The sequence below is a fragment of the Enterobacter sp. 302C9 genome (assembly GCF_034106085.1).
Taxonomy (GTDB): Bacteria; Pseudomonadota; Gammaproteobacteria; order Enterobacterales; family Enterobacteriaceae; genus Enterobacter; species Enterobacter asburiae_B.
Map to the genome: position 1 here is coordinate 110,684 of NZ_JAWNBW010000003.1, position 14,979 is coordinate 125,662.

Sequence of the window (14,979 nt, forward strand, 5' to 3'; positions counted from 1 at the left end):
GGCAATAATTTTAAAAGGGGCTTTTAGCCCCTTTTTTGTCTGGAGAATTTATTATGGCGAAAGAATTTGGTCGCCCTCAGCGCGTAGCGCAGGAAATGCAGAAAGAGATCGCACTCATTCTGCAACGTGAAATTAAAGACCCGCGCGTCGGCATGATGACCACCGTTTCCGGTGTCGAAATGTCCCGCGATTTGGCCTATGCAAAAGTGTTCGTCACCTTCCTGAACGATCAGGACGAAGCGGCAGTGAAAAACGGCATTAAAGCGCTGCAGGAAGCCTCTGGTTTCATCCGCTCCCTGCTCGGCAAAGCGATGCGCCTGCGCATCGTGCCTGAGCTGACCTTCTTCTACGACAACTCGCTGGTTGAAGGTATGCGTATGTCCAACCTGGTGACCAGCGTGGTTAAACATGACGACGAGCGTCGTGTTAACCCGGCGGACGACAGCAAGGAGGACTAATGAGTCGTCCTCGTCGTCGCGGTCGCGACGTGCATGGTGTGCTGCTGCTGGATAAACCCCAGGGCGCTTCCAGCAACGACGTGCTGCAGAAAGTTAAGCGTATTTATAACGCCAACCGTGCGGGCCACACCGGCGCGCTCGATCCGCTGGCAACCGGCATGCTGCCGGTCTGCCTGGGGGAGGCGACAAAGTTTTCCCAGTACCTGCTCGACTCCGATAAGCGCTACCGCGTTATCGCTAAACTGGGCCAGCGCACGGATACCTCCGACGCGGATGGCCAGGTGGTGGAAGAGCGTCCGGTGACGTTCAGCGCGGAACAGCTTGATGCTGCGCTGGAGAGCTTCCGTGGAGACACGATGCAGGTGCCGTCGATGTATTCGGCGCTGAAATATCAGGGCAAGAAGCTCTACGAATATGCGCGCCAGGGCATTGACGTTCCGCGTGAAGCCCGTCCGATAACCGTGTATGAGCTGCTGTTTATTCGCCACGAAGGTGATGAACTGGAGCTGGAAGTACACTGTTCGAAAGGGACCTATATTCGCACTATCATCGACGACCTCGGTGAAAAGCTGGGCTGCGGAGCGCATGTGATTTACCTGCGCCGCCTGGCGGTGAGCAAGTACCCGGTGGCGCGGATGGTGACCCTGGAATATCTGCGCGAGCTGGTAGAACAGGCGGAAGCGCAGGGGATTGCGCCGGCAGATTTGCTGGATCCTTTGCTGATGCCGATGGACAGTCCGGCAGCGGACTTCCCGGTTGTTAATCTTCCTTTAACATCGTCCGTTTACTTTAAGAACGGCAACCCGGTTCGTACGGCGGAAGCGCCGCTGGAAGGACTGGTACGCGTGACCGAAGGTGACGAAGGGAAATTCATCGGTATGGGCGAAATGGATGGCGAAGGGCGCGTTGCGCCGCGTCGTCTGGTCGTCGAATATCCGGTCGACGCGTGACGGTGGTAACGGCTCACCTTGCGATAAGCAGGGGAGACGAGTAGAATATCGCCGCTTAACGCCTGGTAAATTGTTTAACAATCTGCGGGGCGTACATGGGATTGCTGAATTAGAGATCGGCATCCTTACATTCTTTATACTTTGGAGTTTGAAAATGTCTCTAAGCGTTGAAGCTAAAGCTAAAATCGTTTCTGAGTTTGGTCGTGGTACTAACGACAGCGGTTCTACCGAAGTTCAGGTTGCACTGCTGACTGCACAGATTAACCACCTGCAGGGTCACTTTGCAGAGCACAAAAAAGATCACCACAGCCGTCGTGGTCTGCTGCGTATGGTTTCTCAGCGTCGTAAACTGCTCGACTACCTGAAACGTAAAGATGTTGCACGCTACACCGCGCTGATCGAGCGTCTGGGTCTGCGTCGCTAATTCTTGCGAGTTTCAGAAAAGGGGGCCTGATGGCCCCTTTTTTCAACCAGACGGCAGCAATTCACTGGAAACTATTGTATTGTTGCTATAAATGATCTTCATTGCAGAGGTTCGCGCGGCTAATGAGAGGCTTCACCCATGGGGGTGTTGGTTGTCATTAGTCGCGAGGATGCGAAGAAGGTCGGGTTAAATCGACAGCACACCGGTGGTGTGCTGTCAAACATTTAAGAAAGGACAGAACTTTGCTGAATCCGATCGTTCGTAAATTCCAGTATGGTCAACATACCGTCACGCTGGAAACCGGCATGATGGCACGTCAGGCTACTGCTGCCGTTATGGTAAGCATGGATGACACTGCGGTATTCGTTACCGTTGTTGGCCAGAAAAAAGCTAAACCAGGTCAGGACTTCTTCCCGCTGACCGTTAACTACCAGGAGCGTACCTACGCTGCCGGTAAAATCCCGGGTGGTTTCTTCCGTCGTGAAGGCCGTCCAAGCGAAGGCGAAACCCTGATTGCGCGTCTGATTGACCGCCCGGTTCGTCCGCTTTTCCCGGAAGGCTTCGTTAACGAAGTACAGGTTATCGCGACCGTTGTTTCCGTTAACCCACAGGTTAACCCGGACATCGTTGCCATGATCGGCGCATCCGCTGCCCTGTCACTGTCTGGTATTCCATTCAATGGCCCAATCGGTGCCGCGCGCGTTGGCTACATCAACGACCAGTACGTGCTGAACCCAACCCAGGAAGAGCTGAAAGAAAGTAAGCTGGACCTGGTTGTTGCGGGTACTGAAGCGGCTGTGCTGATGGTTGAATCCGAAGCTGAACTGCTGAGCGAAGACCAGATGCTGGGCGCTGTGGTATTTGGCCACGACCAGCAGCAGATCGTTATCCAGAACATCAACGACCTGGTGAAAGAAGCCGGTAAACCACGTTGGGACTGGCAGCCAGAAGCAGCAAACGACGCGCTGAACGCACGCGTTGCAGCTCTGGCAGAATCTCGTCTGAGCGATGCATACCGCATCACTGACAAACAGGAGCGTTACGCTCAGGTTGACGTGATCAAGTCTGAAACTATCGCGACGCTGGTTGCTGAAGACGAAACGCTGGACGCTAACGAACTGAGCGACATCCTGCACGCTATCGAGAAAAACGTTGTTCGTAGCCGCGTACTGGCAGGCGAGCCGCGTATCGATGGCCGCGAAAAAGACATGATCCGTGGTCTGGATGTGCGTACTGGCGTTCTGCCACGTACTCACGGTTCCGCGCTGTTCACCCGTGGCGAAACGCAGGCGCTGGTTACCGCGACCCTGGGTACTGCACGTGATGCACAGATCATCGACGAACTGATGGGCGAGCGTACTGACAGCTTCCTGTTCCACTACAACTTCCCTCCGTACTCCGTAGGCGAAACCGGTATGGTTGGCTCGCCGAAGCGTCGTGAAATTGGTCACGGTCGTCTGGCGAAGCGCGGCGTGTTGGCAGTAATGCCAGAAGCTGACAAGTTCCCGTACACCGTTCGTGTGGTTTCTGAAATCACCGAATCCAACGGTTCTTCTTCCATGGCTTCCGTGTGTGGTGCTTCTCTGGCGCTGATGGATGCAGGCGTGCCAATCAAAGCCGCCGTTGCGGGTATCGCAATGGGCCTGGTGAAAGAAGGCGACAACTTCGTTGTTCTGTCTGACATTCTGGGTGACGAAGACCACCTGGGCGATATGGACTTCAAAGTAGCGGGTTCCCGCGAAGGTATCTCTGCGCTGCAGATGGATATCAAAATTGAAGGTATCACCAAAGAGATCATGCAGGTTGCTCTGAACCAGGCTAAAGGTGCGCGTCTGCACATCCTGGGCGTGATGGAACAGGCGATTAACGCGCCGCGTGGCGACATTTCTCAGTTCGCTCCACGTATCCACACCATCAAGATCAACCCAGACAAGATCAAAGATGTTATCGGTAAGGGCGGTTCCGTAATCCGTGCGCTGACCGAAGAGACTGGCACCACGATCGAAATCGAAGATGACGGTACTGTGAAGATCGCAGCAACCGACGGCGAGAAAGCGAAATTCGCGATCCGTCGCATCGAAGAAATCACGGCAGAGATCGAAGTGGGCCGCGTCTACGCAGGTAAAGTGACCCGTATCGTTGACTTTGGCGCGTTCGTTGCCATCGGTGGCGGTAAAGAAGGCCTGGTTCATATCTCTCAGATCGCTGACAAGCGCGTTGAGAAAGTGACCGATTACCTGCAGATGGGTCAGGAAGTACCGGTGAAAGTTCTGGAAGTTGATCGCCAGGGCCGTATCCGTCTGAGCATTAAAGAAGCAACCGAGCAGTCTCAGCCAGCTGCTGCGCCAGAAGCACAGGCAGCAGAACAGCAAGGCGAATAAGTTGCCATTTGCCCTCCGCTTTGCGGAGGGCCTATTATCAGGCAGGACGCCTTGTTAAGCCGCCGGGGGACAGGACGTTCATCCAATAGTTGTCTTCGGGAGTGGGAAATGAAGCCTTTTTTGCGCTGGTGTTTCGTTGCGACAGCTTTAACGCTGGCAGGATGCAGCAACTCTGCCTGGCGTAAGAGCGAAGTCCTCGCAGTGCCATTGCAACCGACTTTGCAGCAGGAAGTGATTCTGGCACGCATGGAACAAATACTTGCCAGTCGGGCTTTAACCGATGAAGAACGCGCACAGCTTTTATATGAGCGCGGAGTGTTGTATGATAGTCTCGGTCTGAGGGCATTGGCGCGAAATGATTTTTCACAAGCGCTGGCTATCCGACCTGATATGCCTGAAGTATTCAATTACTTAGGCATTTATTTAACGCAGGCAGGCAATTTTGATGCTGCCTATGAAGCGTTTGATTCTGTACTTGAGCTTGATCCAACTTACAACTACGCGCACTTGAATCGCGGTATCGCATTGTATTACGGCGGTCGTGATAAGTTAGCGCAAGATGATCTGCTGGCGTTTTATCAAGACGATCCTAATGATCCTTTCCGTAGCCTGTGGCTTTACATCGTTGAGCGGAAGCTCGATCAGAAGCAGGCAAAAGAGGCACTGAAACAGCGCTTCGATAAATCGGACAAGGAACAGTGGGGATGGAACATTGTCGAGTTCTACCTGGGCAACATTAGCGAAGCAACGCTGATGGAACGCCTCAAGGCGGACGCAACGGATAACACCTCGCTCGCTGAGCATCTCAGTGAAACCAACTTCTATTTAGGTAAGTACTACCTAAGTCTGGGGGATATGGACAGCGCTACGGCACTGTTCAAATTAGCGGTTGCTAACAACGTACACAACTTCGTTGAGCACCGTTATGCATTGTTGGAATTATCGCTCTTGGGCCAGGAGCATGACGACCTGGCAGAATCGGACCAGCAATAGCTGACGACATAAACATCAGCCCGTAATCTTTTGATTGCCATCACCTTAACTGGTGAGGGCGTTGTTGTTCGTCAATACACCTACTTTGAGCCGGTTCACACTTTTCAATGAAAATTGCTAATCATTTTCACGATGAGCTAAGTAGACTGGCCGCCATTAATATCGAGGCACTTGTACTACATGGCTGAATTCGAAACCACTTTTGCAGATCTGGGCCTGAAGGCTCCTATCCTTGAAGCCCTTAACGATCTGGGTTACGAAAAACCATCTCCGATCCAGGCTGAGTGTATCCCACACCTGCTTTCTGGTCGTGACGTGCTGGGCATGGCCCAGACTGGTAGCGGTAAAACTGCAGCATTCTCGCTGCCGCTGCTGAACAACATTGATCCGGACCTGCGTGCACCGCAGATCCTCGTCCTGGCTCCAACCCGTGAACTGGCTGTTCAGGTTGCAGAAGCCATGACGGAATTCTCTAAACATATGCGCGGCGTAAACGTGGTAGCCCTGTACGGCGGCCAGCGTTATGACGTGCAGTTACGCGCCCTGCGCCAGGGCCCACAGATTGTTGTCGGTACGCCGGGCCGTCTGCTGGATCACCTGAAGCGCGGTACTCTGGACCTCTCTAAACTGAGCGGCCTGGTACTGGATGAAGCAGATGAAATGCTGCGTATGGGCTTCATCGAAGACGTCGAAACCATCATGGCGCAGATCCCGGACGGTCATCAGACCGCGCTGTTCTCTGCCACCATGCCAGAAGCGATCCGTCGTATCACCAAGCGCTTCATGAAAGATCCTCAGGAAGTGCGTATTCAGTCCAGCGTAACCACTCGCCCGGACATCAGCCAGAGCTACTGGTCTGTGTACGGCATGCGCAAAAACGAAGCGCTGGTACGTTTCCTGGAAGCGGAAGATTTTGATGCGGCGATTATCTTCGTGCGTACCAAAAACGCGACTCTGGAAGTGGCTGAAGCCCTGGAGCGTAGCGGCTATAACAGCGCAGCGCTGAACGGCGACATGAACCAGGCCCTGCGTGAGCAGACTCTGGAGCGTCTGAAAGACGGTCGTCTGGATATCCTGATTGCAACCGACGTGGCAGCACGTGGTCTGGACGTTGAACGTATCAGCCTGGTTGTAAACTACGACATCCCGATGGATTCCGAGTCTTACGTTCACCGTATCGGCCGTACCGGCCGTGCGGGTCGCGCGGGTCGTGCGCTGCTGTTCGTTGAGAACCGCGAGCGTCGTCTGCTGCGTAACATTGAACGCACCATGAAGCTGACCATTCCAGAAGCTGACCTGCCAAACGCAGATCTGCTGGGCAAACGCCGCCTGGAAAAATTCGCCGCGAAAGTACAGCAGCAGCTGGAAAGCAGCGATCTGGACCAGTACCGTGCGCTGCTGTCGCAGATTCAGCCTGTTGCTGAAGGCGAAGAGCTGGACATGGAAACCCTGGCTGCAGCACTGCTGAAAATGGCTCAGGGCGAACGTAGCCTGATCGTGCCACCAGATGCGCCGATGCGTCCTAAGCGTGAATTCCGTGACCGTGACGATCGCTTCGAACGTCGTGGCGACCGTAATGACCGCAATGACCGTGGCCCACGTGGTGACCGTCCAGAGCGTGGTGGTGAAGACCGTCCACGTCGTGAACGTCGTGACGCGGGTGATATGGAACTGTACCGCATTGAAGTGGGCCGTGATGACGGCGTTGAAGTTCGTCACATCGTTGGCGCGATCGCTAACGAAGGCGACATCAGCAGCCGTTACATCGGTAACATCAAGCTGTTCGCATCCCACTCTACCATCGAGCTGCCAAAAGGCATGCCGGGCGAAGTGCTGCAGCACTTTACGCGTACCCGCATCCTGAACAAACCGATGAACATGCAGCTGATGGGCGATGCACAGCCACGTCCAGACCGCGGTGGTGAACGTCGTGGCGGTGGTCGCAGCTTCGGTGGCGAGCGTCGTGAAGGCGGCCGCAGCGAAGGTCGCGGTGGTGAAGGTCGTCGTTTCTCCGGCGAGCGTCGCGAAAACCGCGGCCCACGTCGTGAAGAAGGCACCAGCCGTCGCCGTTTCGGTGACGCGTAAGCCTCACTCTTCTGACGTAAAGTAAAATATACAGCCCCGATACACGCTATCGGGGCTTTTTTTATTCCTTTTGTACTCTTGTACTGGTACAGTGCGTCACATTAAAATGCAGAACCGCATGATTGACTGGAGAAAAGGCTGTATGGCGACACTAACCACCACCCAAACGTCACCTTCGCTGCTTGGCGGCGTGGTGATCATCGGCGGAACCATCATTGGTGCCGGGATGTTTTCCCTGCCAGTGGTCATGTCCGGTGCGTGGTTCTTCTGGTCGCTGGCGGCGCTGGTCTTTACCTGGTTCTGCATGCTCCATTCCGGGCTGATGATCCTTGAAGCAAACCTGAACTACCGCATTGGCTCCAGCTTCGACACCATCACCAAAGATCTGCTGGGCAAAGGCTGGAACCTGGTGAACGGCCTGTCCATCGCGTTTGTGCTCTATATCCTGACCTACGCGTATATTTCGGCGAGCGGCTCGATTCTGCATCACACCTTCTCGGAGATGTCGCTGAACGTTCCGGCGCGTCTGGCAGGGTTATGTTTTGCGCTGGCTGTGGCGTTTATCGTCTGGATGAGTACCAAAGCGGTGAGCCGCATGACGGCGATCGTATTAGGCGCGAAGGTCATCACTTTCTTCCTGACCTTCGGCAGCCTGCTGGGGCACGTGACGCCCGCCACGCTGTTTAACGTCGCCGAAGTGAACACCTCCTACACGCCGTACCTGCTGATGACGCTGCCGTTCTGTCTGGCGTCGTTTGGCTACCACGGTAACGTGCCGAGCCTGATGAAGTACTACGGCAAAGATCCCCGCACCATTGTGAAGTGTCTGGTCTACGGCACGCTGCTGGCGCTGGGTCTGTATGTGATTTGGCTGCTGGGGACGATGGGCAACATCCCGCGTCCGGAATTTATCGGCATTGCCCAGAAGGGCGGAAACATCGACGTGCTGGTGCAGGCGCTGAGCGGCGTGCTGAACAGCCGCAGTCTGGACCTACTGCTGGTTATCTTCTCTAACTTTGCGGTGGCAAGCTCTTTCCTGGGCGTGACGCTGGGCCTGTTTGACTATCTGGCGGATCTGTTCGGCTTTGATGATTCTGCGATGGGGCGTTTAAAAACCGCGCTGCTGACCTTCCTGCCGCCGATTGTGGGCGGCCTGCTGTGGCCGAACGGCTTCCTGTACGCCATCGGCTATGCAGGGCTGGCGGCTACTATCTGGGCGGCAATTGTGCCGGCGCTGCTGGCGCGCAAATCACGTAAACGCTTCGGTAGCCCAAAATTCCGCGTCTGGGGCGGCAAGCCGATGATTGCGCTGATTCTGGTATTCGGCGTTGGTAACGCACTGGTACACGTGCTGTCGAGTTTTAACCTGTTGCCCGTTTATCAGTAAAACGAGGGGTTGAACCCCTCACGCCGGCCCTCTCCCATAGGGAGAGGGAGAAAAGCAAAAAACTACCCCACCAGCTCCTCTTTCACCTGCATCGCCAGTTCAAACGAATGCAAACGCGCCTGGTGATCGAAAATCTGGCCGTTAACCATAATCTCATCCGCCTGCGTTTCGCGCAGCACCGCGTCCAGCCCGTGGCGCACTTTCGCCTTATCGCCTACCAGCGACATGCTCAGCGCCTGCTGCACGCCATACTGTTCGGAGGCGGACCACAGCTGATGCATATTCTCCACCGGTGGTGGAAGCTGGCCCGTCTCACCGCGGCGCAGCTTCACAAACGCCTGCTGCATTGAGGTAAACAGGAATTCCGCGTCGCGATTGCTGTCGGCGGCAATGATGTTAATGCACACCATCGCGTACGGCTTCTCCAGACGCTCGGACGGTTTAAAGTTCGTGCGGTAAAGATGCAGCGCCTGATGCAGCATATCCGGCGCGAAGTGCGAGGCGAAGGCAAACGGCAGCCCCAGCTGTGCGGCGAGCTGTGCGCTGTAGAGGCTTGAGCCTAACAGCCACACCGGGATCTTCTCACCGTAGCCCGGTACCGGGCGCACGTGCGGGTTCGGATCGCGCGCGTCGAACCAGTCCACCAGCTCGGCCACGTCGCGCGGGAAGTTGTCGATATCACCGCTCATATGGCGGCGCAGGGCGCGCATGGTCGGCTGATCGCTGCCGGGCGCACGACCAAGCCCTAAATCTATACGGCCCGGGTAGAGCGTATTCAGGGTGCCAAACTGCTCGGCAATCACCAGCGGGGCGTGGTTCGGCAGCATTACGCCACCGGAGCCCAGGTGCAGGGTGGTGGTATTTGCTGCCAGATAGCCAATCAGTACCGAGGTCGCGGCGCTGGCGATGCCCACCATGTTGTGGTGTTCGGCCAGCCAGTAGCGGTGATAGCCACGCTTCTCGGCCAGCTGAGCCAGATCCAGAGAGTGCGAAAAGGCTTCTCTTGCCGAGGAGCCTTGTGGGATCGGCGCCAGATCCAGCACCGAAAACGGAATGGTTTTGTCAGTCATAACAGCTCACTTTGTCGACGGTCAATCTTTAATACTGCATTAAATAATGATAACCGTTGTTAACAAAGTGAGCCTTTTTTACGCCTGCAGCTCCAGCCCGGCGAGCCGTCTCCAGTAGCCGTTGCAGTCGCTGTTTGCCGTCAGCGGCAGCGGCGCGGCGCCGTCTTCATTGGCGCGGAAGGCGTCCAGCATCGCGAACACGCCGGTATCCAGCGGCGACAGCCGAACCATATCCACCAGCCCGTCCATCGACGCCAGCTCGTTGCCGAGGTTATAGACATAGCCGCTCATGGTCTGAATACCGTTGAGGACAAACACCTGCTGATTCTCCTGCGACAGCATGCTGCGTCCGTTCGGGTACTTGATGCAGCAGGTTTCGCATTCGTCTTTCGGGCGGTCTTCCGAGCGCGCGGTGAAGCAGCGGGCGGAGTAGGCCAGCGGCAGATGGCCGTAGCTCAGCACTTCCACTTCAAACTGATTGCGAATGCCCAGCTCGTCGCACTGGTTAAGCAGGTTTGCCAGCCAGTCGCGCGAGAGTTCCACCGGCATGCACCAGCGCGTCATTCCCTGTTTGAGCAGCAGGCGCAGGGTGACGGCGTTGTAGCAGTTGAGGGCATGACCCGCGACGAACGGCAGCCTGCGTTCAGCGCACATGTTCACCACGCCCAGATCGCTCGCTTCCAGCAGGAACTCACCGTTTTCAACGTAGCGCTTCAGCTCGCCCAGTTCGGAAGACGCCTGCACCAGCGCGAGCGTGGAGAGCACCACCTGCTTGCCGCTGCCGGCAAGGCTCTTTGCCATATCCAGCCAGTCGCCCACTTTGGTGGCGCGGCGCTTGCTGCACACCGCTTCGCCGAGGTAAATCACGTCGGCGCTGCTGGTCGCGGCCTGTTGGTAAAAATCTTCCAGCGTCTCTTTTGGCCAGTAGTAGAGCACCGGTCCTAATGAATATTTCATGATTTTCTCACTGCCATTTACGGTGATACGCGCCAAGCGTGGTTTGCGTGCCTTCGGACATCGAACCGAGCGTTTCCATCCAGGCCTGCTGTGGAGCGTAGTTCTGCGGGTCCGCCATGCAGCGGTCGATGGCCTGACGCCACACTTTCGCTACCTGGCTCACATAGGCCGGGCTGCGCTGACGTCCTTCAATTTTCACCGAGGCAATATTGGCCGCCAGCAGTTCCGGCAGCAGCTCCAGCGTGTTGAGGCTGGTCGGCTCCTCCAGCGCGTGATAGCGCTCGCCGTCGACCAGATAGCGGCCTTTACACAGGGTGGGATAACCGGCGTTTTCCCCGTCCTGGTAGCGGTCAATCAGCACCTCATTCAGGCGAGACTCCAGCCCCTGCGGGGTCTGCTGCCAGCGAACAAAGCGGGCAGGGGAACAGGCCCCGACGGTATTCGGCGATTCTCCGGTTAAATAAGAGGAAAGATAGCAGCGGCCTTCGGCCATGATGCACAGGCTGCCAAAGGCAAAAACTTCCAGCGGCACTGGCGTGACGCGCGCGAGTTGCTTAACCTGATGAATAGAGAGCACGCGCGGCAGCACCACGCGGGCCACGTCAAAGTGTTGATGATAAAAACGCACCGCCTCTTCGTTGGTGGCAGATGCCTGAACAGAGACGTGGCGCTCAATATGGGGATAGCGTTCTGCCGCATACTCAAGCATGGCGAGGTCGGCCAGGATCAGCGCATCGGCCCCCAGCTGTGCCGCCATATCCACCGCGCGCTGCCAGCGGGCGTAGCCGTCAGGATGAGCAAAGGTATTGATGGCGATATGCAGCTTGCGGCGGTGCTGGTGAACGAAGTTAACGGCTTCCTGAAGCTTTTTCTCCGTAAAGTTGAGGCCAGCAAAATGGCGGGCGTTGGTGTCATCTTTCAGCCCGATATAGACCGCATCGGCCCCATTTTCGATGGCCGCCTTAAGCGCCGGAAGGTTTCCGGCAGGGCAGAGCAGCTCCATAATTTATCCTGATGTAGTCGATCGCAAAATTGTTAACGAGCTGGGATTTTAATTAACCCATACGCGACAATTTTTGATTTAAGGCAGCTAATGGCGTATTGATGACACCAATAATGAGGTACGGCTGACGACGGTTTGTTGATTTACGCCGCTATGTTGCGCTTCGGATATGGCAAAATAGCAGGACTATAGATATCAGGGAGTAAAGCTCGTGCTGGATAAACTGCGTTCACGTCTCGTACAATTTGGTCCATCAATGCTGAGCGTGCCGGTCAAGCTGGCACCGTTCGCGCTTAAACGCCAGGTGCTGGAGCAGGTCCTGAGCTGGCAGTTCCGCCAGGCGCTGCAGGACGGCGAGCTGGAGTTCCTGGAAGGCCGCTGGTTAAGCATTGAGGTGCGTGACATCGGGCTGCGCTGGTTTACCTCCGTTGAGAATGACCAGCTGATCGTACGCGAATCCGCCGACGCGGATGTGAGCTTTAGCGCCAACGCCAGCGATCTGCTGATGATCGCCGCGCGCAAGCAGGATCCGGATACGCTCTTCTTCCAGCGCCGTCTGGTAATTGAAGGCGACACGGAGCTGGGCCTGTACGTGAAGAATTTAATGGATGCCATTGAGCTGGAGCAGATGCCAAAAGCGCTGCGCGTGATGTTAATGCAAATGGCAGATTTCGTTGAGGCCGGGCTGAAAACCCCGCCGGACGGTAAACACACTTCAGTAGGTGAGCCATGCTGATTCGAGTCGAAATTGGGATTGATGCGCCGGGGATCGATGCGTTGTTACGCCGCGCCTTTGCGAGCGATGCCGAAGCCCAACTGGTCCACGACCTCCGCGAAGACGGCCTGATTACGCTGGGGCTGGTTGCCACCGATGACGAAGGTCAGGTGGTGGGCTATGTTGCCTTCAGTCCGGTCATCGTCCAGGGCGAAGAGCTGCAGTGGGTAGGCATGGCGCCGCTGGCGGTAGATGAAAGCTATCGCGGGCAAGGTCTGGCGCGCCAGCTGGTCTATGAAGGGCTGGACTCGCTCAACGAGTTTGGCTATGCCGCCGTGGTCACGCTGGGCGATCCGGCGTTCTATGGCCGTTTAGGCTTTGAGCAGGCCGCGCATTACGATCTGCGCTGTCGCTGGCCGGGTACGGAATCTGCTTTCCAGGTCCATCGACTGGCGGACGACGCGCTCAACGGCGTCAATGGCCTGGTCGAGTATCACGACCATTTCAATCGCTTTTAATCAGGCTCTCGCGCAGCGCCTCAAAGGAGCCGTCTCCGTTCACGAGGCGCTCTTTCTGGCGCTTCGTCAGCTGCTTGATACGGTATTCCAGCCTGAGCGCCAGCGATCGGTCGCCGACGGCCGCTGAGAAGGCGAGCTGTAATTCCCCTTTCCCCCGCAGCGCTTTTGCCCCTTTCCCCGTTTGATGTTGTAAAAAACGCCGCGCCACATCGGTGGTGATCCCGGTGTAGAGGGCGTTATCAGCGGTTCGGACAAGATAGAGAAACCAGCACACGGTAAACGGATTCAGTATGTTAAGGTGAACGCACCATAGCATGAGAGAGAACGAAAATGGAAACACTGGCCGCCATTAACCGCTGGCTGGCGAAGCAGCATGTTGTCACCTGGTGCGTCTGTGACGAGGGTGAGATGTGGTGCGCAAATGCGTTTTACTACTATGACCCTGAGCGCGTGGCTTTTTATGTCATGAGTGAAGACAAAACGCGTCATGCGCAGATGACCGGCCAGCAGGCAAAGGTGGCAGGCACGGTAAACGGCCAGCCGAAAACGGTCGCGCTGATCCGCGGCGTGCAGTTTAAAGGGGAGATCCGTCGTCTGGATGGTGAAGAGAGCGACGCGCGCCGTAAGCTCTACACGCGCCGCTTTCCCGTTGCCGCTGCGCTAAAAGCCCCGGTGTGGGAAATCCGCCTCGATGAGCTGAAATTTACCGACAACACCCTGGGCTTTGGCAAGAAGCTGCACTGGTTACGCGCCGAGGAGGCGTAGCGCTTCGCGGTTAAACGCCGGGAGATCGTCCGGGGTTCGGCTGGTGATCAGCTGGTCTTTGTCGTTGACCACCTCCTGATCGTAAAACTCGGCCCCCGCGTTTTTCAGATCGATAACGATCGGTTTCACGGCGGTAAGCTTTCGCCCGCGGACCACTTCTGCGCTGATGAGCAGCTGCGGGCCGTGGCAGATGGCAAAGACCGGTTTGCCGGTCGAGACAAAATCCCGCGTGAAGGTCACGAAGCGCTCGTCCCCGCGCAGGGAATCCGGGGAATGGCCGCCGGGTAACAGCAGAGCGTCGAAATCTGAGGGGCTAACGTTATCGATGGTTTCATCGATGGTCACGGTCGCTTCGCCCTTATGGCCTGTCACCGTTTTGCCCGCCTCTTTCTCAATGGTGATGACCTCATGTCCCGCCTTGCGGAACGCCTCTGCTGGAGAGGTGAATTCTGAATCTTCAAACTCGTCGGTAATCAAGACTGCGATTTTCTTGCCCATGCTTCCTCCGTTGTTTTGGCTTCAGACTGATTTTTCTCCGCTTGTGGTAAATACTTACCTGTAACAGACTTCTAAGTGTGGTCGACGACGCTGAGTTCGCAAACGGACAATTCTGTAAAGGGGAAAAGATGAGTCAGGTATTGATTACGGGTGCTACCGGGTTAGTGGGCGATCATCTGCTGCGGCTGCTGATTCAGGATCGCCGCGTGAACTATATCGCCGCCCCGACGCGTCGACCGCTGGCGGACTTATCCGGCGTCTTTAATCCGCACGATCCTCAGCTGACCGACGCGCTGGCGCAGGTGCAGGATCCCATTGATATCGCCTTTTGCTGTCTGGGCACCACGCGGCGGGAGGCGGGCAGCAAAGAGGCCTTTATCCACGCCGACTATACGCTGGTGGTGGATACCGCACTCACGGCGAAAAAGCTGGGCGCCAAACATTTTCTGGTGGTCAGCGCGCTGGGCGCCAGTGCCGGATCGCCTTTCTTCTACAACAAGGTGAAGGGCAAGATGGAGGATGCGCTGATAGCGCAGAAATGGGAACAGCTGACGATTGTGCGCCCTTCGATGCTGATCGGCCACCGGGATGAACGCCGGTTTAACGAGTCGATATTTGCCCCGCTGTTTCGCATTCTTCCCGGCAACTGGAAATCCATCGAGGCGCGGGACGTCGCGCGCGCGATGCTAAAAGAGGGGCTGGCCCCGTCGAAAGCGGGTGTTAACATTATCCCTTCGGCAAAACTGCGTGAAATCGCGCAGGGCGAGGCGTAAAC

General features: G+C 56.3%; 17 protein-coding genes. 12 read left to right on the forward strand and 5 right to left on the reverse strand.

Translation table 11 applies throughout. The features are described 5' to 3' along the window. Positions 1–53 precede the first annotated feature (53 nt). The 8 genes from rbfA (at position 54) to mtr (ending at position 8,678) form a co-directional block, all read left to right on the forward strand. Positions 54–458, forward strand: coding sequence for a 30S ribosome-binding factor RbfA (gene rbfA / locus UR289_RS08465; RefSeq protein WP_003024988.1), 405 nt, complete (start codon positions 54–56; stop codon positions 456–458). Continuing rightward, positions 458–1,408 carry a tRNA pseudouridine(55) synthase TruB gene (gene truB, locus UR289_RS08470; protein ID WP_167818720.1) on the forward strand — a complete coding sequence of 317 codons (951 nt, stop codon included), beginning with the start codon at positions 458–460 and terminating at the stop codon, positions 1,406–1,408. Before rbfA ends, truB begins: the two co-directional genes overlap by 1 nt. 154 nt (positions 1,409–1,562) lie before the next feature. After that, a complete protein-coding gene (rpsO, locus tag UR289_RS08475; RefSeq protein WP_003861789.1) occupies positions 1,563–1,832 on the forward strand; it encodes a 30S ribosomal protein S15 in 270 nt (89 codons plus the stop codon). Between the two features lie 242 nt (positions 1,833–2,074). After that, positions 2,075–4,213 carry a polyribonucleotide nucleotidyltransferase gene (gene pnp, locus UR289_RS08480; RefSeq protein WP_024906369.1) on the forward strand — a complete coding sequence of 713 codons (2,139 nt, stop codon included), beginning with the start codon at positions 2,075–2,077 and terminating at the stop codon, positions 4,211–4,213. A gap of 108 nt (positions 4,214–4,321) precedes the next feature. Further along, a complete protein-coding gene (gene nlpI / locus UR289_RS08485; RefSeq protein ID WP_320709729.1) occupies positions 4,322–5,206 on the forward strand; it encodes a lipoprotein NlpI in 885 nt (294 codons plus the stop codon). Positions 5,207–5,313: 107 nt separating this feature from the next. Continuing rightward, complete coding sequence (yrbN, locus tag UR289_RS08490; protein ID WP_097397692.1) at positions 5,314–5,394, forward strand: protein YrbN; 81 nt, start codon at positions 5,314–5,316, stop codon at positions 5,392–5,394. Beyond that, positions 5,387–7,291 (forward strand): DEAD/DEAH family ATP-dependent RNA helicase, encoded by a 1,905-nt coding sequence (locus UR289_RS08495; protein WP_069303343.1) that lies wholly within the window; start codon positions 5,387–5,389, stop codon positions 7,289–7,291. The genes yrbN and UR289_RS08495 overlap by 8 nt, the downstream gene beginning before the upstream one ends. Before the next feature lie 142 nt (positions 7,292–7,433). Next, positions 7,434–8,678: a tryptophan permease gene (gene mtr, locus UR289_RS08500; protein ID WP_045355428.1), complete on the forward strand. Its 1,245-nt coding sequence runs from the start codon at positions 7,434–7,436 to the stop codon at positions 8,676–8,678. Between the two features lie 62 nt (positions 8,679–8,740). Here mtr and UR289_RS08505 read toward each other — a convergent pair whose 3' ends face one another. From UR289_RS08505 to ubiU, 3 genes are all read right to left on the reverse strand, one after another. Then, on the reverse strand, positions 8,741–9,748 hold the full coding sequence (locus tag UR289_RS08505) for a luciferase-like monooxygenase (protein ID WP_047646424.1): 1,008 nt from the start codon (positions 9,746–9,748) through the stop codon (positions 8,741–8,743). A 78-nt stretch (positions 9,749–9,826) separates the two neighbouring features. After that, on the reverse strand, positions 9,827–10,705 hold the full coding sequence (locus UR289_RS08510) for a U32 family peptidase (RefSeq protein ID WP_087823234.1): 879 nt from the start codon (positions 10,703–10,705) through the stop codon (positions 9,827–9,829). A 7-nt stretch (positions 10,706–10,712) separates the two neighbouring features. Beyond that, positions 10,713–11,708 carry a ubiquinone anaerobic biosynthesis protein UbiU gene (gene ubiU / locus UR289_RS08515; RefSeq protein WP_023309326.1) on the reverse strand — a complete coding sequence of 332 codons (996 nt, stop codon included), beginning with the start codon at positions 11,706–11,708 and terminating at the stop codon, positions 10,713–10,715. 211 nt (positions 11,709–11,919) lie between these two features. On the opposite strand from ubiU, the gene ubiT reads away from it, so the two are divergent. Both ubiT and UR289_RS08525 read left to right on the forward strand, forming a co-directional pair. After that, positions 11,920–12,444, forward strand: a complete 525-nt coding sequence (gene ubiT / locus UR289_RS08520; RefSeq protein WP_029739636.1) for a ubiquinone anaerobic biosynthesis accessory factor UbiT — start codon at positions 11,920–11,922, stop codon at positions 12,442–12,444. Next, positions 12,438–12,941 carry a GNAT family N-acetyltransferase gene (locus UR289_RS08525; RefSeq protein ID WP_023309324.1) on the forward strand — a complete coding sequence of 168 codons (504 nt, stop codon included), beginning with the start codon at positions 12,438–12,440 and terminating at the stop codon, positions 12,939–12,941. The genes ubiT and UR289_RS08525 overlap by 7 nt, the downstream gene beginning before the upstream one ends. Here the strand turns inward: UR289_RS08525 and UR289_RS08530 are convergent. After that, positions 12,928–13,257 carry a GIY-YIG nuclease family protein gene (locus UR289_RS08530; RefSeq protein ID WP_112778141.1) on the reverse strand — a complete coding sequence of 110 codons (330 nt, stop codon included), beginning with the start codon at positions 13,255–13,257 and terminating at the stop codon, positions 12,928–12,930. The two genes, UR289_RS08525 and UR289_RS08530, sit on opposite strands and share 14 nt — an antisense overlap. A 14-nt stretch (positions 13,258–13,271) precedes the next feature. Here UR289_RS08530 and UR289_RS08535 point away from each other — a divergent pair, with 14 nt between their 5' ends. Then, positions 13,272–13,706, forward strand: coding sequence for a YhbP family protein (locus UR289_RS08535; RefSeq protein WP_048974680.1), 435 nt, complete (start codon positions 13,272–13,274; stop codon positions 13,704–13,706). Here UR289_RS08535 and UR289_RS08540 read toward each other — a convergent pair. Then, positions 13,686–14,204, reverse strand: a complete 519-nt coding sequence (locus tag UR289_RS08540) for a type 1 glutamine amidotransferase domain-containing protein (protein ID WP_023333577.1) — start codon at positions 14,202–14,204, stop codon at positions 13,686–13,688. The genes UR289_RS08535 and UR289_RS08540 overlap by 21 nt on opposite strands. Before the next feature lie 128 nt (positions 14,205–14,332). On the opposite strand from UR289_RS08540, the gene UR289_RS08545 reads away from it, so the two are divergent. Continuing rightward, positions 14,333–14,977, forward strand: a complete 645-nt coding sequence (locus UR289_RS08545) for an NAD(P)H-binding protein (protein ID WP_033146736.1) — start codon at positions 14,333–14,335, stop codon at positions 14,975–14,977. Positions 14,978–14,979: the final 2 nt, after the last annotated feature.